Consider the following 22,947-nt stretch of genomic DNA (forward strand, 5'->3'; position numbering starts at 1 on the left):
GCGCGCCGAAGCGCTGCTGCAGGCCTTGTCCCAGCGCATCCTGATCATCGATGGAGCGATGGGCACGATGATCCAGCGCCATGGGCTGCAGGAGGCCGACTATCGCGGCGAGCGCTTCGCCGAGGGCTACGACGCGCAGGCCGGGCACGTGCACGGCCCCGGCTGCGATCATGCGCCGCAGGGCCACGACCTGAAGGGCAACAACGACCTGCTGCTGCTGACCCGGCCGGAGGTCATCGCCGAGATCCACCGCGCCTACCTCGATGCCGGCGCCGACCTGCTCGAGACCAATACCTTCAACGCGACGTCGATCAGCCAGGCCGACTACCACCTGGAACACCTGGTCTACGAACTCAACAAGGCCGGCGCGCAGGTCGCGCGCGCCTGCTGCGACGCGGTCGAGGCACTGACGCCGGACAAGCCGCGGTTCGTGATCGGCGTGCTCGGCCCGACCAGCCGCACCGCCTCGATCAGCCCGGACGTCAACGACCCCGGCTTCCGCAACACCAGCTTCGACGAGCTGCGCGCCACCTACCGCGAGGCGATCGACGGCCTGATCGACGGCGGCGCCGACACGCTGATGGTGGAGACCATCTTCGACACGCTCAACGCCAAGGCCGCGCTGTACGCGATCGAGGAAGTGTTCGACACGCGCGGCGGGCGCCTGCCGGTGATGATCTCCGGCACCATCACCGACGCCTCCGGCCGCACCCTGTCCGGGCAGACCGCCGAAGCGTTCTATGCCTCGGTCGCGCACGGGCGGCCGCTCTCGGTCGGACTGAACTGCGCGCTCGGCGCCAAGGACCTGCGCCCGCACGTGGAGACCCTGGCGCGGATCGCCGATGGCTACGTCAGCGCGCATCCCAACGCCGGCCTGCCCAACGCCTTCGGCGAGTACGACGAGACCCCCGAGGAAATGGCGGCGACGCTGCGCGAGTTCGCCGAGTCCGGGCTGCTGAACCTGGTCGGCGGCTGCTGCGGCACCACCCCGGCGCACATCCGCGCCATCGCCGAGGCCGTGCGCGGGCTGCCGCCGCGCGTGCCGCTGGCGGCGCCGGCGCAGGCCGCCTGATGAACGCCGCGCGCACCCTCGCCGTCGCCACCCGCATGCGCGCCTGCACCTCCCTGTTTCCGGAACGCTGATCATGTCCTCCGCCCGTCACACCCGCCTGTCCGGCCTGGAGCCGCTGCTGCTGACCCCGGACCTGCTGTTCGTCAATGTCGGCGAGCGCACCAACGTCACCGGCAGCGCGCAGTTCCGCAAGCTGATCAAGGAAGAGCGCTACGAGGAAGCGGTGGAGGTGGCGCGCCAGCAGGTCGCCAATGGCGCGCAGATCCTCGACGTCAACATGGACGAGGGCCTGATCGACTCGGAGAAGGCGATGGTGCGCTTTCTCAACCTGATCATGTCCGAGCCGGACATCGCACGCATCCCGGTGATGGTCGACTCCTCCAAGTGGAGCGTGATCGAGGCCGGGCTGAAGTGCCTGCAGGGCAAGAGCGTGGTCAACTCGATCTCGCTCAAGGAAGGCGAGGCGCCTTTCGTCGAGCACGCGCGCAAGGTGCTGCGCTACGGCGCCGCGGCGGTGGTGATGGCCTTCGACGAGGTCGGCCAGGCCGACACCTGCGCGCGCAAGGTGGAGATCTGCACCCGCGCCTACCGCATCCTCACCGAGCAGGTCGGGTTCCCGCCGGAAGACATCATCTTCGATCCGAACATCTTCGCCGTGGCCACCGGCATCGAGGAGCACGACAACTACGCGGTCGACTTCATCGAGGCCACCCGCGAGATCAAGCGCACCCTGCCGCATTGCCACGTCTCCGGTGGTGTGTCCAACGTGTCGTTCTCGTTCCGCGGCAACGAGACCGTGCGCCAGGCGATCCATTCGGTGTTCCTGTATCACGCCATCGCCGCGGGCATGGACATGGGCATCGTCAACGCCGGCGGCATGCCGATCTACGACGAACTGGACCCGGAGCTGCGCGAGCGCGTGGAGGACGTGATCCTCAACCGCCGCCGCGACGCCACCGAACGCCTGCTGGAGATCGCCGAGCGCTACAAGAAAGCGGGGAATCGGGATGCGGGAATCGGGAATCGGGAAAAGCTGGCGTGGCGCGAGAAGACGGTGCGCGAGCGCTTGAGCCATGCGCTGGTGCATGGCATCGACGAGTTCGTCGAGGTCGATACCGAAGAGGCGCGGCAGCAGGCCGCGCGGCCGCTGGACGTGATCGAAGGCCCGCTGATGGACGGCATGAACGTGGTCGGCGACCTGTTCGGCGCCGGCAAGATGTTCCTGCCGCAGGTGGTGAAGTCGGCGCGGGTGATGAAGAAGGCGGTCGCCTACCTGCTGCCCTACATCGAGGCGGAAAAGCTGCGCAGCGGCGACACCGGCAAGTCCAACGGCAAGATCGTCATGGCCACGGTCAAGGGCGACGTGCACGACATCGGCAAGAACATCGTCGGCGTGGTCCTGGCCTGCAACAACTTCGACGTGATCGACCTGGGTGTGATGGTGCCGACCCAGACCATCCTCGACCGCGCCCGTGCCGAGAACGCCGACATCATCGGCCTGTCGGGGCTGATCACCCCGTCGCTGGAGGAGATGACCCACGTCGCCCGCGAGATGCAGCGGCAGGGCTTCTCGATGCCGCTGCTGATCGGCGGCGCCACCACCTCGCGCGCGCACACCGCGCTGAAGATCGACCCGCATTACGCGGCGCCGACGGTGTGGGTGAAGGACGCCTCGCGCGCGGTGGGCGTGGCGCAGTCGCTGATCTCGCGCGAACTGCGCGCGGCCTTCGTGGCCGCCAACGACGCCGACTACGCCGAGATCCGCCAGCGCCACAAGAACCGCGGCGACGCCAAGCGCCTGGTCTCGCTCGCGCACGCGCGCGGGCAGCGCTTCGACGGCGGCTGGGACGCCTACACCCCGCCGGCGCCCAGGCAGCCCGGCCTGCACGTGTTCGACGACTACCCGCTGGACGACCTGGTCCCGCTGATCGACTGGACCCCGTTCTTCCAGGCCTGGGAACTGGCCGGCAAGTTCCCGGCGATCCTCACCGACGAGATCGTCGGCCAGCAGGCCAGCGAGCTGTACCAGGACGCGCGCGCGATGCTGCAGCGGATCGTGGAGGAGAAATGGCTGACCGCCAAGGCCGTGTTCGGGCTGTGGCCGGCGCAGTCGGTGGGGGATGACGTTGTCGTCCTGACGGATCGGGAATCGGGAGACGGGAATGGGGAATCGTCAGGCGCGACCGCGCCGCTCGACCATTCCCGATTCTCCATTCCCCATTCCCTGCACTTTTTGCGACAACAGGTCGACAAGCCCGCCGAGCGCCCGGACTTCTGCCTGGCCGACTTCATCGCCCCGCGCGACAGCGGCAAGCAGGACTGGATCGGTGCGTTCGCGGTGACCGCCGGCATCGGCATCGAACCGCACGTGGCGCGCTTCGAGGCGGCGCACGACGACTACAACGCGATCCTGCTCAAGGCCCTGGCGGACCGCCTGGCCGAGGCAATGGCCGAGCGCCTGCACCAGCGCGTGCGCACCGAGTTCTGGGGTTACGCCGACGACGAGGCGCTGGACAACGAGGCGCTGATCGCCGAGCGCTATCGCGGCATCCGTCCCGCGCCCGGCTATCCGGCCTGCCCCGACCACAGCGAGAAGCAGACCCTGTTCGCCCTGCTCGATGCCGGTCGCAATGCCGGCATGTCGCTGACCGAGAGCTTCGCGATGCTGCCGACCGCCGCGGTGTCCGGCTACTACTTCAGCCACCCGCAGAGCCAGTACTTCGTGGTCGGCCGGCTGGGCAAGGACCAGCTCGCCGACTACGCCCGGCGCAAGGGTGTCTCGCTGCAACAGGCCGAACGCTGGCTGGCCTCCAACCTGGACTACGATCCGGAGTGAGCCCACGCCGACCGCAGGCGCCCCACGCGCCGTCGAGTGCATCGCCGATGCCCATGTCCACTCCGACCCCATTGAAGATCGTGGTCACCGGCAGTGCCGGCCGGGTCGGCCGCGCGATCCATATCCGGCTCGCGCGCGAGCACCACGTCAGCGGCTTCGACCGGACGCCCTGCTCCACCGCCGACTGGGTCGGCGGCCTCGACGATGCCGCACTGCTGGCGCGCGCACTGCAGGGCGTGGACGCCGTGATCCACACGGCCGCGCTGCACGCCCCGCACGTCGCGCATGTGCCGGCGGCGCGCTTCCGCCAGGTCAATGTCGACGGCACGCGCCGCGTCCTGGACGCCGCGGCGGCGGCCGGCGTGCGCCGCATCGTGTTCACCAGCACCACCGCGCTGTATGGCGACGCAGCCACTCCCGACGGCAGCGCCGGCTGGGTCGACGAGACGCTGGCGCCGCAGCCGCAGACCATCTACCACCACACCAAGCTGGAGGCCGAGACGCTGCTGCGCGAAGCGGCCGACCAAGGCGGGCCGAGCGTGCGCATCCTGCGCATGTCGCGCTGCTTCCCGGAACCGGTCAACGTGATGGCGGCATTCCGCCTGCATCGCGGCATCGACGCGCGCGACGTCGCCGAGGCCCATGCGGCGGCATTGCGGCATGCCGGGCCGGCAAGCGCGACGTTCGTGATTTCCGGCGCCACCCCGTTCCTGCGCGAAGATTGCGCCGAACTGCACACCGCAGCACCGGCGATCCTGCACCGCCGCGCGCCGACGCTGGTGGCGGCGTTCGCGCAACGCGGCTGGGCACTGCCGGAACGGATCGATCGCATCTATTCGCCGCAACGGGCGCTGGACGCACTGGGCTGGCAACCGCGCCATGGTTTCGCGGAAGTGCTGCACCAATACGACACGCACGTGCCCGAGGTGCTGCCGCCCAACGACGGGCGCGCCGTCAGCGACTGAGCGCCTGGCTCTGATCGGCACACCGGGTTCGGATGGCGGAGCAAGGACGTGCGCCGTCGGCGCGAACCGGAAGCGCCCAGGGTTTTACCGGCCGGTTCGTGAATCCCGATAAGCACTTGATCGAAAAAGCGAAATGCCTGGGCAGCGTGAAACCTGGCAAGGCAGCCCCGCCCCCTGCACGTCGCCGCACGCCCGTTTCGCGAAATCGGCACTTTTTCCTTAGTCCCGGCCGGCAGTTATGCTGAGGGCTGTCGCGCCCTCACGGGCGCGTGGATTGAAACATCGATCAGGCTGACGTCCATCATGGGCGCTTTGCCGTCGCGCCCTCACGGGCGCGTGGATTGAAACCCGGTGTCCCTGGCGTGCCCGGCAATCAGGCCAACCGTCGCGCCCTCACGGGCGCGTGGATTGAAACGTTCACTGAGGACTACACAATGAAAAGAACTATCGTCGCGCCCTCACGGGCGCGTGGATTGAAACCATCAAAAGCGCTTCGTCATTGTTCATCGGGTTGTCGCGCCCTCACGGGCGCGTGGATTGAAACTCCTTGCCGGCAGGGACTCGCTCATGCATGCCTGTCCCGCCATCCAAGGCGCCTGGGTGGGACCGTGCCAGGCCCTTGGTCGCGCGGAGGCGCGATTCACGCCATCACCGCACCATGGACCTCAGCGCAGCAGCACCGAAATGCCGAGGCCGCCCTGCCAGTCCGGGGTCTGCGACGACAGGCCGCGCAACACCGACAGATCCAGTTGCGCGCGGTTGGCGAACAGCCAGGTGACGCCGCTGCCGAGCGCGCGCATCTCGTCCTCGCCGCCGCCGATGCCGGCCTCGACGTAGGCGCTCAGCGAGTCGCCCGCGTAGAAGGTGTAGCTCGGCGAGACGCTCCAGCCGGAGCCGTCCTCGCTGTCGCTGACATTGCCGTACAGCGCCAGGCTGCGCCCCTCCGGCAGGTCCCAGCTGGCGCTTACGCCCAGGTCGTAGCGGTGGCCGGCATCGCCGTACGGCGCGCGACCGACCGGCAGGCTGGCGCTGCCGAGCAAGGCCCAACTGACGCGGTCGCTGGCGCTGGGCAATGCCTGCTTCAAGCCGATGCTGGCGTCGCCGCCACTGTGCCCGCGCTGGTCCTGCCCGCCGCCGCGCACGCGCTGCCACACCTGGCTGTCGATCGCCAGCTGCAACTCGGTGCGTGCGCTCAGGCCGAACCGCAGCCGGCTGTTGGCGACGTATTCGGTGCTGCGCACGTCGCCGTCGCGGTCGTAGCTGCCATCGAAGAACGCCTGCTCCCAGGCCAACTGTCCACGCTGCAGGGTGGTCGAGGCGAAGCCGATACCGGGCCGGTCGAACGCCGGCGCGTCCTCGGCGCAGGCCACGCCGGCAGTGCCGGTAGTGGCCGCCAGCAGCAGCGCCCCGCGCAGCAGCACATCGCCGCGGCGGCGCAACTGCGGCCGGCGGCCACGGTGGGTGGCGACGAACGACGGCACCGCCCGCGATCGCTGCGGCGCGAGAAAAGGCAGAACAGGCATGCGCGAACTCCTTGCGATGCGGGAGCGGAGGGCTGCGCCTCAAGGCGCCGGCGGCGAGTGTGCCTGGATCGCCGCAATGTGCGATGTGAAGCCCGGCAGCAGCACCCGGTTGCCGTAGCCGCTGAGGTGATCGGCATCGAAGAACAGCGGGCGCCCGTCGCGGCTGCCGCTGCAGCGCTGCGCGTCGCACAGCAGCGGCAACGGATCCCACACCGAGGCATGCGGCAGCTGCGCGGCGATGCGCTGCAGGCTCTGCAGCACCGGCGCACGGTAGCGCTCCATCGTCGCGCGTGCGATCGGGATGCCGCGCGCGCAGATCGGATTGCCGCGGTTGAACCAGTCCGAACAGCGATACGGCGGCGCGCGCAGCACCGGCTTGGGCGCTTCGAAGACGATGCGCACGCCGCGCTGCGCCAAGGGCTGCAGCAGCGCGACCGCAGCCGCTTCGCCAGCGCTGCGCGCGGCCTGCGCCTCGGCACCCTCCTGCTCGGCCATCGCCGCGGTCTCGTCGAACAGGCGGTCCTGATCGGCCAGGCGCAGCACGCGCAGGGCTGGCAGAAACAGCACATCGCCGTCGCGCGCTTGCGCGGCGACGTCGGCCAGGGTGCTGCGCTCATAGGCCTGGCAGCCGGGATTGCTGGCCTGCCAGGCCTGCAGGCCGACGATCGGGCAACCGCCGACGCCATACAGCCGCACCGGTACCCCGCTCTGCAGCGCGAAGCGCCGCAGCAGTTCGTTGTAAGCCAGCGCATGCGAGTCGCCGGCCACGAACACCTGGCCGCCGCCATCGCGGTTGGGCAGCGTGCAGGCGCCGCGCTCGAACAGCTTGGCGCTGCCCACCTGCACCGGCACCTGGCGGGTCTGCAGCGCGCACTGCGGAAACTCCCGGCGCAGGCCCTTGGCATAGGCGTACCAGTCCAGCGGATGCCGGCTGACCGTGCTCAACCCGTAATAGCGCTGGGCGTTCTGCAGCAGCGCATGGGTGCCGCCGGCGAGCAGCACCAGGCCCAGCCCGGCGACGATGGTCCGCGCCGGCGTGCGTGCGCGGCCAATGCGGCCATGCCGCCACGGCAGCTCCACCCAGCGGTACGAGGCCAGCGCCAGCAAGGCGACCAGCAGCAGCGCCGCGGCTCTGGTCGGCGCCGATTCCAGACCGACGGTCCAGCGGAACAGCACGAACACCGGCCAGTGCCACAGATACAGCGAGTACGACACGCGGCCGATCGCCACCGGTACGCGGTGCGCCAGCGCGCGCCGGGTCCAGCCGGCCGGGGCGCCATGCAGCAGCGCCAGCAAGGCGAGTGTGCCCAACACCGGCCACAGTCCATCCGGCCACGGCGAGTGGCCGGGACGCGCGCACCACAGGCCGACCACTACCGCCGCCAGCGCCATCGCCAGCAACGGCGAACGCCAGCTCCAGGCGCCCGGCGGCGGCGCCTGCGTCCCGGCCTCGAAGCGTCCGCGCAGCGCCAGCACCAGGTACAGCAACACGCCGCTGCCCAGTTGCCAGAAGCGTGCGGTGGTCAGGTAGAACGCGGCCGCCGCATCGCCGGCATCGCGGCTATGCCGCCAGGCGAACGCCAGCGAGGCGGCCGAGGCCAGCGCCACCAGCAGCGTCGACCACACCCGACCGCGGCCGCCACGGTTCCAGGCCAGGAACAGCAGCGGGAACAGCAGATAGAACTGCTCCTCCACGCCCAGCGACCAGGTGTGGGTGTACGGATTGAATTCGGCCTTGGGCGAGAAGTAGTCGTTGCCGGTCGCGGCCAGCACCCAGTTGCTGAGGCCGACGAAGGCCATGCGCCCGGTCCTGGCGCTGGTCTCGCTGAGCCAGGACTCGGGAATGAACAGGCCGCTGGCCAACGCCGTGACCAGCAGGCACACCACCAGGGCCGGCGCGATGCGGCGCAGGCGCCGCGCGTAGAACTGCGCGAACACGCCCAGCTGTCCGGCCGCCGGCAGGCGCTGCAACGACGCGCTGACCACGAAGCCGGAGATCACGAAGAACATGTCCACGCCGGTGAACCCGCCCGGCAGCCATGCCGGATCGAGGTGGTAGGCGATCACCGCCAGCACCGCGATCGCGCGCAGCCCGTCCACGTACGGCAGATAGCCGCCGCCGGCCTGCGCGTGCGGCGGCGTGCGGCCGCGCCCGGCGGCCAGCGTGCCCGTCCCTGGCAGCGCCACGTTTACCAGACCAGATCGTCGGGGATCTGGTACTTGGGATCGGCGTAGGGGTCTTCTTCTGCCGTCGCGTTCGGATCGACCCGCAGCGCCACCGCCGCCGGGAAGATCGCTTCGGCCTGGTCCAGCAACGCCGCGGTCACCAGCAGGTAGCGACCGTTCTGCTGCAGCACGCCCAACTCGCCGGCGTTGAGCGCCTTGAGCTGGTCGGCGGTGACGTAGATGCGCTTGATCTTGCCGCCATAGGGGAAATGGCGGGCGATGTCGGCCTCGGCGTGGTTCAGCGCCTGGCCCTTGAGCAGTTCGTCGAGCTTGGCCCGCGCCTCGCGGCGCAGGCGCGCTTCTTCCTGCTTCTGCCGCTCGGCCTCGATGCGCTCGTCCTTCTCGCGCTGGGCACGGATCGCATAGGCCTTGGCCAGATCGATGTCCTCGCGGCTGCGCGGCGGCCGCCCCGGCTGGCCGCCCGCGCCCTGCGGCTTGCCCTGACCAGGGCCGTTCCCGTGCGGACGGCCGCGCCCGCCGCCGGGCTTGCCGGCGTTGGGCGCGCCGCCGGGAGCGCGCTCGCCGCGCGCCCCGGCCGGTGCCGGGCGCTGGCCCGGCCGTCCCTGCGGCCGCGGCGCGGCAGGCGGGGCTTTGCGTTCGGGTTTCGGCGCGGGCTTGAAGCCCAGGCCCAGCAATTGCTCGCGGAGGGTATCGCTCATCGGGACGGCATCGGTCGGTTCGGGGGATCAGTAATGCGGCGGCGGCGGTTCGTCGGCCGGATCGGCGTAGAGCGTGCTGCGCACCTTGCCCAGATCTTCGAGCAGGTGACGCAGCAACTCGGCGTTGCGCTGGCTTTCGATACGCGCTTCGGCCAGGGCATCGCTCATTTCCGAAAGCGCCTGCTCCTGGAAGGAGAGGCGCGTTTCCAGCTCGATCAGGCGGTTTTCCAGCAACCGATCCTGGGTGGAAAAATCATGCTGCATGGATCGAACGTCCGCGGCCGATGCCGTAATACGCCAGGCCGAAGCTCTCGATTTCCTGCGGATCGTAGAGATTGCGGCCGTCGAACACCACCGCATCGCCGATCAGCTCCTTCATGCGGGTGAAGTCGGGGCTGCGGAACTGCTTCCACTCGGTGACCACCGCCAGCGCATCGGCGCCTTCCAGCGCGTCGAAGGCATCGTCGCAGAAATGCAGATCGGCGCGTTCGCCGAAGATGCGCTTGGCCTCGTCGGTCGCCTCCGGATCGTAGGCACGGACCGTCGCGCCCGCCTCCCACAGTTGCGCCAGCAGGCGGCGGCTGGAGGCGGCACGCATGTCGTCGGTGTTAGGCTTGAAGGCCAGGCCCCACACCGCGAAGGTCTTGCCCTTCAGCGAGTGCGCCGCACCGTAGTGGCGCTGGATCAGCTCGTACAGATGGCCCTTCTGCGCCTCGTTGACCGCTTCCACCGCATCCAGCAGCCGGGGCGCATGCCCGACCTGCTGCGCGGTGCGCGCCAGCGCCTGCACGTCCTTGGGGAAGCACGAGCCGCCGTAGCCGGCACCCGGGTAGATGAAGTGCCAGCCGATGCGAGGATCAGAGCCGATGCCCTGGCGCACCTTCTCCACGTCGGCACCGACGCGCTCGGCGATGTTGGCGATCTCGTTCATGAAACTGATCTTGGTCGCCAGCATCGCGTTGGCCGCGTACTTGGTCAGTTCGGCCGAGCGCACGTCCATCTCCACGATGCGGTCGTGGTTGCGGTTGAACGGCGCGTACAGGCGACGCAGGCGCGCGGCCGAGCCGGGCTTGCTGCTACCGATGACGATGCGGTCCGGGCGCATGCAATCGGCGACGGCATCGCCCTCCTTCAGGAACTCCGGGTTGGAGACCACGTCGAACTCGATCGCCTCGCCGCGCGCTTCCAGCTCCGCGGCGATCGCCGCACGCACCTTGTCGGCGGTGCCGACCGGCACCGTCGACTTGTTGACCACGATGGTCGGCCCCTGGATGTGCTGGCCGATGGTGCGAGCCACCGCCAGCACGTACTGCAGATCTGCGCTACCGTCCTCGTCCGGCGGCGTGCCGACGGCGATGAACACGATATCCCCATGCGCGATGGCGCTGGCCGCATCGGTGGTGAAGAACAGCCTCCGTGCGGCGTGATTGGCCTTGACCATCGGCGAGAGGCCAGGCTCGTAAATCGGGACCACGCCCTTGTTGAGCCCATCCACCTTGGCCTGGTCGATGTCTACGCACACCACATGGTGGCCGACTTCGGCCAGACAGGTTCCGGTGACGAGCCCGACATAGCCGGTGCCGAATATCGCTACGCGCATGTAATCTCCTTTCGGTTATTGAAGGATGTTCAAAAGTTCCACGTCGAAGGTCAACATCGCATCCGGGCCGATCGGGCTGCCCGGCATTCCCTGCGGGCCGTAGCCCAGATTGGACGGAATCCAGAAGCGGTACTTGGACCCCACCGGCATCAGCGCCACGCCCTCGCTCCAGCCCGGTACGACCTGGTTGAGCGCGAACTCGGCCGGCTGGCCGTTCTTGTAGGAGCTGTCGAAGACGGTGCCGTCGAGCAACTTGCCCTCGTAGTTCACCCGCACCTTGCTGCTGGACGTGGGCCGCGCGCCGCTGCCTTCGCGCAGCACCATGTACTGCAGGCCGGACGGGGTGGTGATCACACCCTTCTGGTTCTTGTTCTGCGCCAGGAAGGCATTGCCTTCCTGCTTGTTCTTGGTCGCCACCGCGGCCTGCTTGGACGCACCGAAGGCCTGCAGCGTGGCCATCGCCTGCTCCTGGGTCATCGCGGTCTGGCCCTTGGCGAACACCGTGCGCACCGCGCCCATCAGCGTCGGCAGATCGATGTCGTTCTGGATCCGCGCCAGCGACGGACCGACCGCACGGTCGCCCAGCATCAGGCCCACGTTCTCCTTGGACACCGGCGGCGGCTGCGTGCCCGGCGCCATGCCCGGCACCGGCTGGCCGTTGCGCGCGGCCAGCTGCGTGCGCAGCGCGGTGTCGGTGGCCTGGGTCTGCTCATCGGACAGCAGCGGCTTGCCCTGCTTGAAGGCGTTCTCGATCGCGCGCTGCATCGCGTCCACGTCGATGTCCTGGGCGATCGGCTCGAACGAACGCGCCACATCCATGCCGATCGCGTAGCTGACCTTCTGCTTCTCGGTGCTCAGCGTCGTCGCCGTGCCGCCGGCCGCCGGCGCCTGCGCGGACGCGTGACCGGCGACCATCGCCATCCCCACCACCAGCGACGCCACGGCGCCGCGCATTCCCATCTTCATTCGCTACTTTCCCTGGAAGTGAACTGTGAACTGGACGCGCCGAACTGGCGCAGACAGAGGCCGGCATTGTCGCATGTGCGGCCGAGATGTTGACCCGCTTTCAGTGCGACGCCGGCTGCGCTTTCAGTTCGCGTTCGATGGCACTGCGCAAGGCCGGATCGTCCGGCGTGACCTTGCTCGGGAATTGCGCGACCACGCGCCCATCGCGCGCGATCAGATACTTGTGGAAATTCCAGCCCGGCGCCACGCCGGTGGCCTGGGTCAGTTGCTTGTACAGCGGCGTCGCCTCGTCGCCGATCACGTGCACCTTCTCGAACATCGGAAACTTCACCCCGTAGGTGAGCGTGCAAAATTCCTGGATCTGCTTCTCCGATCCGGGCTCCTGGCCCTTGAAGTCGTTGGACGGGAAGCCGAGCACGCTGAAGCCCTGCGCCGCGTACTGCTGCTGCAGCTTCTCCAGGCCGTCGTACTGCGGGGTGTAGCCGCACTTGCTGGCGGTGTTGACCACCAGCAGCACCTTGCCGCCGTAGGTCTTGTTCAGGTTCACCTTCTCCTTGCCGGCCAGCGGACGGTAGTCCCGGTCCAGCAGGGAGCCGGCCCAGGCACTGCCGACGGTGCCGGCAGCAGCCAGGATCGCGAGGAAAAACAGACGCTTGGGAAGTTTCATGGGGCACCGTCGAGAAGAAGTAAGGAAGTGGCACGCGACCAGGTCGGAAGTTGGGTCAGCAGCGTGTTGACATGCCGTGTAACGGTGTTATAGTTAAATACAACACCACTCACCCAGAGCAGGTCCCACGATGAATCTCAAACGCCTCCAGCGCAGTCTTCCGGCCCTGGTCATCGTCGGCATCCTGCTCTGCGCGAGCTGGATCGGCGCCCAACGCCACCAGGGACGGCCGCTGGATTATGGCGCCAGCACGCCGCACGACGACAGCGCCGCCGGCGCCGCACCTTCTACCGTCCCGGCGGTGCGGCGTCTGCGGGCTTCGCTGTCCGTGCCTTATTTCTCCTTCGCGCGCACCCTGCGCCCACGGAGCTGACCATGAGCGATATCCAATGGAGCGACGGCGCTCCGATCTACCGCCAGCTGAAGGAGCGCGTCATCGCGATGATGCTCGACGGCATCCTCAAGCCCGGCGACGCCCTGCCCTCGGTGCGCCAGGTGGCTGCCGAGTACCAGCTCAATCCGATCACCGTCTCGCGCGCCTACCAGGAACTGGCCGACGAGGCCCTGGTCGAGAAGCGTCGCGGGCTGGGCATGTTCATGACCGAGGAAGCGGCGCAGAAGCTGCGCGGCAGCGAGCGCGAGCGCTTCCTCAACGAAGAGTGGCCTCTGGTGCTGGAACGCATCCAGCGCCTGGGCCTGACACTGCAAGACTTGTTGCCACCGGGGAAAACGCCATGACTGCCGCTGTCGCCGCATCCGAATCCGTCGTCTACGCGCAGGGGTTGCGCAAGACCTACAACAACAAGCCGGCGCTGGCCGATGCGTCCTTCGCCATCGCGCCGGGCCGCATCGTCGGCCTGATCGGCCCCAACGGCGCCGGCAAGACCACCGCGCTGAAGGCGGTGCTGGGCCTGACCGCCGTGGAAGGCGAACTGCGCGTGCTGGGCATGGACCCGCGCAAGCAGCGCGACGCGCTGATGAACGAAGTGTGCTTCATCGCCGACGTGGCGGTGCTGCCGCGCTGGATGCGGGTCAGCGAGGCGATCGACTTCGTCGCCGGCGTGCATCCGCGTTTCGATCGCGCCAAGTGCGAGCGCTTTCTGGCCAACACCAAGCTCTCGCCCAAGCTGCGGGTGCGCGAGATGTCCAAGGGCATGATCGTGCAGCTGCACCTGGCGCTGGTGATGGCGATCGACGCGCGCCTGCTGGTGCTGGACGAGCCGACCCTGGGCCTGGACATCCTGTACCGCAAGGAGTTCTACCAGCGCCTGCTGGAAGACTACTTCGACGAACAGAAGACCATCGTCATCACCACCCACCAGGTGGAGGAGATCGAGCACATCCTCACCGACGTGCTGTTCATCCGCGACGGCCGCATCGTGCTCAGCGCCGACATGGAGCACATGGCCACCCGCTACACCGAACTGCTGGTGCCGGCCGAGCGCATCGAGGCGGCGCGCGCGCTGCAGCCGATCGACGAACGCGGCCTGCCGTTCGGCAAGTCGGTATTCCTGTATGACGGCGTGCCGCAGGCGCAGCTGGCCGCGCTCGGCGAAACCCGCACCCCCGGCCTGGCCGACCTGTTCGTCGCCATCATGAAGGGCACCTACGCATGAACGCTCCCGCCAAATCGATCTCTCCCGTGTCCACCTTCACGTGGCTGCTCAAGCGCGAGTTCTGGGAACACCGCGGCGGTTTCCTGTGGGCCCCGGTCATCACCGGCGGCATCGTCGCCACCCTGTACACGGTGCTGTCGATCATCGGCAGCATCGCCGGCCGCAACCACGGCGGCGGCGTGCGTCTGAACGATGTGCAATGGGAAGGCCAGGCCAACAACGCCCACCAGATCATCGGCGCGGTCGGCGACGGCACCATGCTCGCCGGGGTGATCCTGGCCTGCATCGTGGTCGGCTTCGTGGTGTTCTTCTACGCGCTGGGCGCGCTGTACGACGACCGCCGCGACCGCAGCGTGCTGTTCTGGAAGTCGCTGCCGCTGTCGGACACCGGCACCGTGCTATCCAAGGCCGCCTGGGCGCTGTTGCTGGCGCCGCTGCTGGCGATCGGCATCGGCCTGCTGATCGGCCTGGCACTGTGGGTGGTCACCGCCCTGACCCTGTCGGTCAACGGTATCCCGCAGAGCACCGCGGTCTTCACCGAATCGCACCCGCTGCGCATCATCGGCATGGTCCTGGCCGCACTGCCGGTGCAGGTGATGTGGTCGCTGCCGGCGATCGGCTGGCTGATGCTGTGCTCGGCCTGGGCGCGCAGCAAGCCGTTCCTGTGGGCGGTGCTGATCCCGATCCTGGGCTGCGTGATGGCCAGCATGATGGGCATCCTGCCGATGCTCGATGTCAACCACAATCTGATCTGGTACACCGTGGTCTACCGCGGCCTGCTCAGCGTGCTGCCCGGCAGCTGGGGTCCGGTACTGAACGAGCAGGTGGCCGAGACCCACATCAGCGGTCCGCAGGATCTGGTCAATGCGATCCATCTCGGCGACAGCTGGGTGCTGTTCCGCGACCCCGACATCTGGATCGGCGCCGCGGTCGGCGTGGCCTTCATCGTCGCCGCGATCTACGTGCGCCGCTGGCGCGACGAAGCCTGATCGCACCTCCGTCTCTCTTCCCTTTTCCGCAAGGAGTTTTCCGATGCGCAAGACCCTCGCCCTGTGTGCCCTGCTGTCGCTGCCGGCCGTCGCCATGGCCGACGACTGCAAGTATTCCGAACCGCGCGAACTGAAGCTGGATCTGACCGGCGTCAAGTCGGTGCTGCTGGACGTGCAGCAGAACGACCTCAAGCTCAGCGGCGCCAGCAGCGACTCCACTCTGCGCGGCCGTGCCTGCGCCTCCGACGCGGACATGCTCAAGGAGCTGACCCTGCGCCAGCGCCACGACGGCGACACCCTGGTGGTGACGCTGAAGCACGAGGGCAAGATCCACGGCATCAGCGTCGGCAACCGCTACGCCTACCTCAACGTGGCCGGCAGCATCCCCGCCAACCTGCCAGTGCAGCTGCAACTGGGCTCCGGCGACGCCGAGATCAGCGGCGTGGCCTCGCTCGACGCCAAGGTCGGCTCCGGCGACCTGCACGCGCAGAACATTCGCGGCGCGGTCAGCGCCACGGTCGGCTCCGGCGACATCGAACTGCGCAATGTCGGCAGCGTGGCCCTGCCGACGCTGGGCTCGGGCGACGTCAAGGCCGATCAGGTCGGCGGCGAGGTCAAGGTCGGCACCGTCGGCTCCGGCGACCTGACAGTGCACGGCGTGCGCGGCAGCGTGCAGGTCGACAGCGTCGGCTCCGGCGACGTGCAACTGCGCGACGTCACCGGCAATGTCGCGGTGCAGACGGTCGGCTCCGGCGACCTGGATGTCGGCACCGTCGGCGGCAATCTGAGCGTGCAGAAGGTCGGCAGCGGCGACGTCACCCACCGCGGCGTGCGTGGCAGCGTCAACCTGCCCAAGCCGCGCTGATCCTGTCACCCGATTCTCCTTCCACATCCACACGAGGACGCGCCCATGCAGTACCGTTCCCTGTCCCTGGCCGGCGTCGCCCTGGCCGTGCTGTTCTCGCTCAGCGCCTGCCAGCGCTCGGCCTCGTCGAACGACCGCGTCGTCGTCGATCACGGTGGCGCGCAAAGCCTGACCTTCCTCAACGGCGACCTCACCCTGAAGGCCGATGGCCAGCCGCCGGCCACCATCACCCGCGACGGCAAGCTGCTGATCGACGGCAAGCCGGTCGCACTGGACGCCGAGCAGCAGCGCCTGCTGCTGGCCTACCGCAGCCAGATCGAGGCGGTCGGCAAGCAGGGCGTGGAAGTCGGCAAGGCCGGCGCGGCGCTCGGCGTGAAGGCGGCCGGCGATGCCATCAGCGGCGTGCTCAGCGGCGACACCGAGCACATCGGCGCGCAGGTCGAAGCGCAGGCCGACAAGATCAAGCAGGCGGCGCTGAAGATCTGCGACCAGGTCGCCGCGCTGCGCGCCGCGCAGGATGCGCTGATGCAGAAGGTGCCGGCGTTCCGCCCCTACTCCACCCTCGACGACAGCGACGTCAGCGACTGCAAGCACTCGGCCGCGTAATCGGCGGCAGCCACGCTGCCGCGACCATCGTCCACGAGCGCCCGCTGAGTCCGCGCTCCACCCGGCAGTCGTGCAAACGCCTGCCGGGCGGGTCGCGGTCTCAGCGGGCGTAGTGTTTCGCGCCGGCCACGCAGACCATCGCGACCAGGGTCACCGCCAGCATCGTCCAGCTCACGGTTTCGTGCAGCAGCAGCGCGGCCAGGCCCAAGCCGATGAAGGGCTGGAACAACTGCAGTTGCCCGACCGCCGCGATCCCGCCTTGCGCCAGGCCGCGGTACCAGAACACGAAGCCGATCAACATGCTGAACAGCGAGACATAGCCCAGGCCAAGCCATGCCGGCATGCGCACGGTGCCGAACGACGCAGGCTGCGTCAGCAAGGCCAGGGACACCATCAGCGGCAGCGACAGCACCAGCGCCCAACAGATGACCTGCCATCCGCCCAGCGTGCGCGACAGGCGCGCGCCTTCCGCATAGCCCAGCCCACACAGCACCACCGCGGCCAGCATCAGCAGATCGCCCTGCCACGAGGCGTCGATTCCGCCGATCGCCGCATAGCCGACGACGCTGCAGGCACCGGCCAGCGAGAACACCCAGAACGGTGGACGCGGGCGTTCGCCGGCGCGCAGCACGGCGAAGACGGCGGTGCACAACGGCAGCAGGCCCACGAACACGATGGAATGCGCCGAGGTCACATGCTGCAGCGCCAGTGCGGTCAGCAGGGGAAATCCGGCCACGACCCCCAGCGCCGTCATCGCCAAGGCGGGGAGTTCGGCGCGGCGCGGACGCGGTTGCCGAAACCCGAGCAGGAGCGCCAGCCCCAGCGCGGCGGCAATGCTGGCGCGGGCGCAGGTCAGGAACACGGGGGAGAAATCGGCGACCGCGACGCGCGTTGCGGGCAACGACCCCGCAAAAATCATCACGCCGATACATCCATTGATCCAGCCACCGGTGGTTCTTTCCATGCGCGTCTCCTTCTGCATCGCCGTTGCAGTAGACGCCTCGCGGGACCGATCCGGCCAGATACGATCCAATACGGTTTCGCAGTACTGTTATGGCTCAAGACCCAGTACAGCTGACGACAGTGGACAGACCCGCAGCACCCGGCACGCGCATCGATGCGGTGATGGCCGACATCCGCGCCCGCATCGCCAACCGCACCAGCCTGCCGGGAGCGCGCCTGCCCTCCGTGCGCGCGCAGGCGCACGCGCTGCGGGTGTCGGTGTCGACGGTGGTGGAAGCCTACGAGCGGCTGGCGGCCGAGGGCGCGATCGCGGCGCGCCCAGGGTCGGGCTTCTATGTGGCCGGGTCGGTGGCCCCACTGGCGCTGGCGCAACTCGGTCCGAAGCTCGACCGGCAGATCGATCCGCTGTGGGTATCGCGGCAGTCGCTGGAAGCGGATGCGCGCGTGCTCAAGCCCGGCTGCGGCTGGCTGCCACCCGAATGGCTGTACGGCGCGGGCATGCGCCGCGCACTGCGCACGCTGGCGCGCGCCGACACGCAGGAACTGACCGAGTACGCCACGCCCCTGGGCCACCCCGGCTTGCGCCAGTTCCTGTCGCGACGGCTGGCGGGCAATGGCGTGCAGGCGCCGCCCGAGCAGATCCTGCTCGCCGAATCGGGCACGCATGCGATCGACCTGATCGGCCGTTTCCTGCTCTCGCCCGGCGACACGGTGCTGGTCGACGACCCGTGCTACTTCAATTTCCATGCCTTGCTCAAGGCGCATCGCGTGCAGGTCGTGGGCGTGCCCTATACGCCGAACGGACCGGACGTGGCGCACTTCGAAGCGGCGCTGCGGGCGCATGCGCCGCGGCTGTACATCACCAATTCGGGGATCCACAACCCCACCGGCGCGACCCTGTCCGCGGCGACGGCGCACCGGCTGCTGCTCCTGGCCGAGGGCTCGGACCTGGTGATCGTCGAGGACGACATCTTCGCCGACTTCGAGACCAGCCCCGCCCCGCGGCTGGCGGCCTTCGACGGCCTGGCGCGGGTCATCCAGATCGGCAGCTTTTCCAAGACGGTGTCGGCGTCGCTGCGTTGCGGCTACATCGCCGCACGTGGCGACTGGATCGAAAGCCTCGCCGACCTGAAGATCGCCACCAGCTTCGGCGGCGGCCGGCTGGCGGCCGAGGCCGTGCTGATCGCCCTGACCGACAGCGGCTACCGCCGGCATCTGGAGACCTTGCGGCGGCGCCTGGCGGAGCAGATGGCCAGGACGGTAGAGCGGCTCCAGGGTCTCGGCGTCCGACCCTGGCTGATTCCACGGGCCGGCCTGTTCCTTTGGTGCAGGCTGCCCGCGGGCATGGAGGCCGCAGCGATCGCGCACGCCTGCCTGCAGGAAGGCGTGGTGCTGGCGCCGGGCAATGCCTTCAGCCAGTCGTTGAGCGCAGGCGATTTCCTGCGTTTCAACGTCGCGCAATCCACCGACGAACGGATGTTCAGCGTGCTCGCGCGCGCCATGCAGTCCGCTTCGACCTCACGCAGTTGATGCGCGGCCAGCGCGCCTCGCCACGACCGCAGCCGCCGCACGTTCTAGAATGCCCGCACTCCCCCACTGCATCGCCTCCATGAAGAAGACGCTGTTCGCCTGGTTCTCGCTGCTGTCGTTGTGCCTGCTGCTCGCCGCCTGTGGCGGACGCGGCGGCGAGACCACCTCCTCGCGCGCCGAGCGCAGCAAGCCGCGGGTGGCGGTGGACAGCATGAACGTGATGCTGCGCCGCGCCCCGGCCGCCAATGCCACCATCGGGCCCGACGGCAGCCTGCGCATCGACGACATCGAACTGCCGCTGCCCGCCGCGCAGCGCACCGAACTGCAGCAGTTGTTCATGCACCTGCAGATGCAGCGCCAGCGCACCCTGGAGACCGCGGCGCCGGACCCGAACATGCGCTCGGTGGGCTTCGCGCCGACCCCGGAGATCACCGAAGCGCAGGCGGCCGTGCTGCGCGACATTCCCTCGTTGCAGCCGTACCGCGACAGTTTCGGCAACCTGCAGGCCGAGCGCCGCTGAGGCGTGCCGGCGCGCGTGCGCCGGCATGAGAGCCTTCAGTAAGAGTTGGTCCCTTCCTTTGGGAGCGGCTTCAGCCGCGATAGGCTTTATCGGGAACGCCCGTCGCGGCTGAAGCTGCTCCTACGCAGCTTGCGATAAGGTGTCTGGGCGCGATGTGGGAGGGACTTCAGTCCCGACTGCTTTCACCGTGCGATCTTCTGTTGCGCCTGGCACGACCACACGGCCGTGCCAGGCCTGCGTGCAGCGCTGGCGCAACTCAGCCGCCGCCCCCCGCGCCGGCATGGATGCCGCCCTCGGTCAGTGCGGCAGGGTCCAGCAGCCGGCGCAGTTCGTCCTCGCCGAGGCCGCTGTCCTCCTTGGCCACCTCCAGCACCGGCCGGTTCTCCTTGTAGGCACGCTTGGCGATCGCCGCGGCCTTCTCGTAGCCGATGATCGGATTCAGCGCGGTCACCAGGATCGGATTGCGGTCCAGCGCCTCGCGTACCCGCTCCTCGCGCACCTTGAGGCCGGCGATCGCCGAATCGGCCAGCAGCACCGACACGTTGCCCAGCAACTGAATCGAGTCCAGCAGGTTCGCCGCGATCAGCGGCAGGGTCACGTTCAACTGGAAGTTGCCGGTCTGCCCGGCCACGGTGATCGCGGTGTGGTGGCCGATGACCTGCGCGCAGGCCATCACCGTGGCTTCGGGAATCACCGGATTGACCTTGCCCGGCATGATCGAGCTGCCCGGCTGCAGCGCCGGCAACTCGATCTCGCCGAGGCCGGCCAGCGGCCCGGCGTTCATCCAGCGCAGGTCGTTGGCGATCTTGATCAGCGCCACCGCCAGCGCGTTGAGCTGGCCGGACAGTTCCACCGCATCGTCCTGCGCGGCCAGGCCCTCGAACTTGTTCTCGGCGCTCTCGAAGGTATGGTCGGTCAGCGCCGACAGCGCCTTGGCGACCTTGCCGCCGAAGCGCGGATCGGCGTTGATGCCGGTGCCGATGGCGGTGCCGCCCAGCGGCAGCCGGCGCAGGCGCTTGAGGCTGTCGTCGATGCGCGCCTGCGCCGACACCAGCTGCGCCGACCAGGCACCGAACTCCTGACCGAAGGTCAGCGGCATCGCGTCCATCAGATGGGTGCGCCCGGTCTTGACCACACCCTGCAACTGCTTGGCGCGCTTGTCGATCGTCTTGCGCAGGTGCTTGAGCGACGGCAGCAGATGCTCGCGCGCAGCGAGCAACGCAGCGACGCGGATCGCGGTGGGGACCACGTCGTTGGAACTCTGGCCCAGGTTGACGTGGTCGTTGGGATGCACCGCCGGCCGTGTCTTGCTGCCGTTCTTGCCCTCGCCCTTGGCGGCGCGGTTGGCCAGCGTGGCAATGACCTCGTTGGCGTTCATGTTCGACGAGGTGCCGGACCCGGTCTGGTAGATGTCGATCGGGAAGTGCGCGTCGTGGCGACCGTCGGCCACCTCCAGCGCCGCGGCCTGGATCGCCTTGGCGACGGCCTTGGGCAACAGCTCCAGGTCGGCGTTGACCCCGGCCGCGGCGGCCTTGATCAGGCCCAGCGCGCGGATGAAGCCGCGTGGCATCGGCTGCCCGGACACCGGAAAGTTCTGCACCGCACGCTGGGTCTGCGCCCCCCACAAGGCCTCTGCAGGCACCTGCAGTTCGCCCATGCTGTCGTGTTCGACCCTGAATGTGTCACTCATCGCACAATCTCCGCATCTGCAAAAGGGAATCCATCGGCGCCGTCGTCGGACGTCCGGGGAGGCAGGCTGGCGGGATTGCGGCTGGCGCACGCATTATCCGCGGCGCAGCGCCCGGCGTCAGCAGTGTGCGCCGGCGGATGTTAGGAATGTCTGGAGGCGTGCCAGGCGCGCGCGGTGATCGGCGGATGCAGGCAGCCAACGCGGTGACCGTCGACGGTACGCAATGACCGGCCGTAGCGCCGACAAGACGCGGCAGCACGCGGGCTGCCGTGGCGACCGCCGCGGCAGGACCGGCGGCATTGCGCCGCCGGCCAGGACGCTTACTGCTGGCGGTTGCTCTGGAACACCAGGTCGTTGTAGCTCTTGAGCAAGCGTGCCGGCGAACCCTCCGGCGCGACGATCGGATTGTCCAGCGAGCGCTGCTCGAATGCGCTGTACGGAATCTTCTCCGCCACCCGCTTGATGCGCGCCTTGGATTCCTTGCGGAAGTTCTCCGCCGCGGTCTCGAAATCGCTCCAGTCGGACTTGCCCGGCTCCTGGTTGGCGACCTTGGCGTGCGCCTCGTCGGACAGGCTGTTGAAGCCGGCCACCAAGGCCGTGGCCTTGGCGGTGTCGAAGTCGTCGTCCTGCATCAGGCCGACGATGTCCTTGGCCTCGAGCATCATCGACAACCGATAGAAGTCGCGGGTGCGGCCCTCGGCCTTTTCCATCGCCTTCAGTTGCTCGCGCTGCGCGGCGTCGTTCTGCGCCTCCAGTTCGTGGCTGAAGGCCTCGCTGGCCTCGTGGAATTCGGACAGCGCGGCCATCAGCGGCGCATGCAGTTGCTTGCCATTGGCGAACTGGTCGTCCTGGTAGTCCTCGCGGTCGTAGTAGTCGCGCGCCTGGTTGGCCAGCGGCTGCAGCGTCTTCAAGGCGGCCAGATAGCGCTTCGCCGCGGCATCCAGCGCAGGCAGCGACGGCTTGGCCGCGATCGCCTGGGTCATCGGCGCATCGCACAGCTTCATCGCGTACTCGTCGATCGGGGCGGGCCCGTACACGCTGGTTTCCTTGCCGGTAGGGCCGGCCTTGGGGTCGGCCATCCAGCGCACGTACTGCTGCGCGCCTTCGTGGATGCGCCCATCGACCTTGTTGAAGCATTCGATGTAGGCGTTGAGCTTGCCGGTCAGCGCCTGGTCCGCGTCGCTGGCGCCGGCATCGGCGGATGCATGGTTGGCATCGGCACTGGCATCGGAACCGGCCGGTGTCGCCGCAGACTTGCCACCGCAGGCGGTGAGAAAAACGGACACAGCGGCGGCCAGCGCCGCCAGACGCAAGGGAGATTTCATGGGGGAATATCGAGATTGAAAACGGTTACAGAAAGTCTAGCAAATGAAAAGATCGTCGCGGCGTGATGGTTGAAGGGCTGGGATGATCAGCCATTCGGCTGCTGAAAGGCCGGGGAGTCGGGATTGGGGATTCGCAACAGCGGTTGCGCGTCCTTCCACGGTATTCGTTGGCGACGCTTTGCCTGTGACGGACTGCGCGAGATGGCGCGCGCCTGCGGCGGCGACGCAGTGCATCGGCTAGACTGCGGCGACGTATCACCGATGGAACTCTCACGCCGCCATGGGCGACGATTCAGACTGTAGATGCCGGCGCACGCCGCGCCGGACCA

At 68.6% G+C, this 22,947-nt stretch carries 21 protein-coding genes and 1 CRISPR repeat array; of the genes, 11 read left to right on the forward strand and 10 right to left on the reverse strand.

Annotation, left to right across the window (positions count from 1 at the left end; genetic code table 11):
- Nucleotides 1-13 precede the first annotated feature (13 nt).
- From CEK69_RS01015 to CEK69_RS01025, 3 genes are all read left to right on the forward strand, one after another.
- Nucleotides 14-1,072 (forward strand): homocysteine S-methyltransferase family protein, encoded by a 1,059-nt coding sequence (locus CEK69_RS01015; RefSeq protein ID WP_152243353.1) that lies wholly within the window; start codon nucleotides 14-16, stop codon nucleotides 1,070-1,072.
- Between the two features lie 73 nt (nucleotides 1,073-1,145).
- Nucleotides 1,146-3,908 (forward strand): methionine synthase, encoded by a 2,763-nt coding sequence (gene metH / locus CEK69_RS01020; protein ID WP_152243269.1) that lies wholly within the window; start codon nucleotides 1,146-1,148, stop codon nucleotides 3,906-3,908.
- 53 nt (nucleotides 3,909-3,961) lie between these two features.
- Nucleotides 3,962-4,873: an NAD(P)-dependent oxidoreductase gene (locus CEK69_RS01025; protein ID WP_226974992.1), complete on the forward strand. Its 912-nt coding sequence runs from the start codon at nucleotides 3,962-3,964 to the stop codon at nucleotides 4,871-4,873.
- Between the two features lie 250 nt (nucleotides 4,874-5,123).
- A CRISPR array of direct repeats spans nucleotides 5,124-5,417; the repeat unit is 31 nt; unit sequence GTCGCGCCCTCACGGGCGCGTGGATTGAAAC.
- A gap of 121 nt (nucleotides 5,418-5,538) precedes the next feature.
- On the opposite strand, the gene CEK69_RS01030 is transcribed toward CEK69_RS01025, so the two are convergent.
- The 7 genes from CEK69_RS01030 to CEK69_RS01060 form a co-directional block, all read right to left on the reverse strand.
- Nucleotides 5,539-6,396 carry a transporter gene (locus tag CEK69_RS01030; RefSeq protein WP_226974993.1) on the reverse strand — a complete coding sequence of 286 codons (858 nt, stop codon included), beginning with the start codon at nucleotides 6,394-6,396 and terminating at the stop codon, nucleotides 5,539-5,541.
- Between the two features lie 39 nt (nucleotides 6,397-6,435).
- Nucleotides 6,436-8,583: an acyltransferase family protein gene (locus tag CEK69_RS01035; protein WP_152243271.1), complete on the reverse strand. Its 2,148-nt coding sequence runs from the start codon at nucleotides 8,581-8,583 to the stop codon at nucleotides 6,436-6,438.
- A gap of 2 nt (nucleotides 8,584-8,585) precedes the next feature.
- The gene (locus CEK69_RS01040) at nucleotides 8,586-9,281 is read right to left on the reverse strand and encodes a DUF2058 family protein (RefSeq protein ID WP_043092168.1); all 696 of its coding nucleotides are present in this window, start codon (nucleotides 9,279-9,281) and stop codon (nucleotides 8,586-8,588) included.
- A 27-nt stretch (nucleotides 9,282-9,308) separates the two neighbouring features.
- Nucleotides 9,309-9,545: a SlyX family protein gene (locus CEK69_RS01045; protein ID WP_017908102.1), complete on the reverse strand. Its 237-nt coding sequence runs from the start codon at nucleotides 9,543-9,545 to the stop codon at nucleotides 9,309-9,311.
- Nucleotides 9,535-10,881 (reverse strand): UDP-glucose/GDP-mannose dehydrogenase family protein, encoded by a 1,347-nt coding sequence (locus CEK69_RS01050; RefSeq protein ID WP_152243273.1) that lies wholly within the window; start codon nucleotides 10,879-10,881, stop codon nucleotides 9,535-9,537. Before CEK69_RS01050 ends, CEK69_RS01045 begins: the two co-directional genes overlap by 11 nt.
- Before the next feature lie 15 nt (nucleotides 10,882-10,896).
- Nucleotides 10,897-11,847 (reverse strand): FKBP-type peptidyl-prolyl cis-trans isomerase, encoded by a 951-nt coding sequence (locus tag CEK69_RS01055; RefSeq protein WP_148827766.1) that lies wholly within the window; start codon nucleotides 11,845-11,847, stop codon nucleotides 10,897-10,899.
- A 100-nt stretch (nucleotides 11,848-11,947) separates the two neighbouring features.
- On the reverse strand, nucleotides 11,948-12,514 hold the full coding sequence (locus CEK69_RS01060) for a glutathione peroxidase (protein ID WP_152237279.1): 567 nt from the start codon (nucleotides 12,512-12,514) through the stop codon (nucleotides 11,948-11,950).
- Nucleotides 12,515-12,644: 130 nt separating this feature from the next.
- Between CEK69_RS01060 and CEK69_RS01065 the strand changes: the two genes are divergently transcribed.
- The 6 genes from CEK69_RS01065 to CEK69_RS01090 are packed head-to-tail and all read left to right on the forward strand — an operon-like array spanning nucleotide 12,645 to nucleotide 16,590.
- Complete coding sequence (locus CEK69_RS01065; protein WP_152243275.1) at nucleotides 12,645-12,887, forward strand: hypothetical protein; 243 nt, start codon at nucleotides 12,645-12,647, stop codon at nucleotides 12,885-12,887.
- A 2-nt stretch (nucleotides 12,888-12,889) separates the two neighbouring features.
- Nucleotides 12,890-13,252 carry a GntR family transcriptional regulator gene (locus CEK69_RS01070; protein ID WP_017908106.1) on the forward strand — a complete coding sequence of 121 codons (363 nt, stop codon included), beginning with the start codon at nucleotides 12,890-12,892 and terminating at the stop codon, nucleotides 13,250-13,252.
- Nucleotides 13,249-14,130 carry an ABC transporter ATP-binding protein gene (locus CEK69_RS01075; protein ID WP_017911485.1) on the forward strand — a complete coding sequence of 294 codons (882 nt, stop codon included), beginning with the start codon at nucleotides 13,249-13,251 and terminating at the stop codon, nucleotides 14,128-14,130. The genes CEK69_RS01070 and CEK69_RS01075 overlap by 4 nt, the downstream gene beginning before the upstream one ends.
- Nucleotides 14,127-15,119 (forward strand): ABC transporter permease, encoded by a 993-nt coding sequence (locus CEK69_RS01080; protein WP_193312654.1) that lies wholly within the window; start codon nucleotides 14,127-14,129, stop codon nucleotides 15,117-15,119. Before CEK69_RS01075 ends, CEK69_RS01080 begins: the two co-directional genes overlap by 4 nt.
- A gap of 43 nt (nucleotides 15,120-15,162) precedes the next feature.
- The gene (locus CEK69_RS01085; protein WP_152243277.1) at nucleotides 15,163-15,984 is read left to right on the forward strand and encodes a DUF2807 domain-containing protein; all 822 of its coding nucleotides are present in this window, start codon (nucleotides 15,163-15,165) and stop codon (nucleotides 15,982-15,984) included.
- 45 nt (nucleotides 15,985-16,029) lie between these two features.
- Complete coding sequence (locus tag CEK69_RS01090) at nucleotides 16,030-16,590, forward strand: DUF2884 family protein (protein WP_017908110.1); 561 nt, start codon at nucleotides 16,030-16,032, stop codon at nucleotides 16,588-16,590.
- A 100-nt stretch (nucleotides 16,591-16,690) separates the two neighbouring features.
- Here CEK69_RS01090 and CEK69_RS01095 read toward each other — a convergent pair whose 3' ends face one another.
- Nucleotides 16,691-17,554 carry a DMT family transporter gene (locus tag CEK69_RS01095; RefSeq protein WP_152243279.1) on the reverse strand — a complete coding sequence of 288 codons (864 nt, stop codon included), beginning with the start codon at nucleotides 17,552-17,554 and terminating at the stop codon, nucleotides 16,691-16,693.
- Between the two features lie 161 nt (nucleotides 17,555-17,715).
- Between CEK69_RS01095 and CEK69_RS01100 the strand changes: the two genes are divergently transcribed.
- Together CEK69_RS01100 and CEK69_RS01105 are read left to right on the forward strand one after the other, a co-directional pair.
- Nucleotides 17,716-19,083: a PLP-dependent aminotransferase family protein gene (locus CEK69_RS01100; protein ID WP_152243359.1), complete on the forward strand. Its 1,368-nt coding sequence runs from the start codon at nucleotides 17,716-17,718 to the stop codon at nucleotides 19,081-19,083.
- 79 nt (nucleotides 19,084-19,162) lie between these two features.
- Complete coding sequence (locus tag CEK69_RS01105; RefSeq protein ID WP_017915026.1) at nucleotides 19,163-19,603, forward strand: hypothetical protein; 441 nt, start codon at nucleotides 19,163-19,165, stop codon at nucleotides 19,601-19,603.
- Nucleotides 19,604-19,859: 256 nt separating this feature from the next.
- Here CEK69_RS01105 and CEK69_RS01110 read toward each other — a convergent pair whose 3' ends face one another.
- Nucleotides 19,860-21,293, reverse strand: coding sequence for a class II fumarate hydratase (locus CEK69_RS01110; protein ID WP_043092177.1), 1,434 nt, complete (start codon nucleotides 21,291-21,293; stop codon nucleotides 19,860-19,862).
- A gap of 320 nt (nucleotides 21,294-21,613) precedes the next feature.
- Nucleotides 21,614-22,618, reverse strand: coding sequence for a YiiG family protein (locus tag CEK69_RS01115; protein WP_152243281.1), 1,005 nt, complete (start codon nucleotides 22,616-22,618; stop codon nucleotides 21,614-21,616).
- Nucleotides 22,619-22,947 lie beyond the last annotated feature (329 nt).

Source organism: Xanthomonas sp. LMG 12462 (genome assembly GCF_009192885.1).
GTDB classification, from domain to species: domain Bacteria; phylum Pseudomonadota; class Gammaproteobacteria; order Xanthomonadales; family Xanthomonadaceae; genus Xanthomonas_A; species Xanthomonas_A sontii.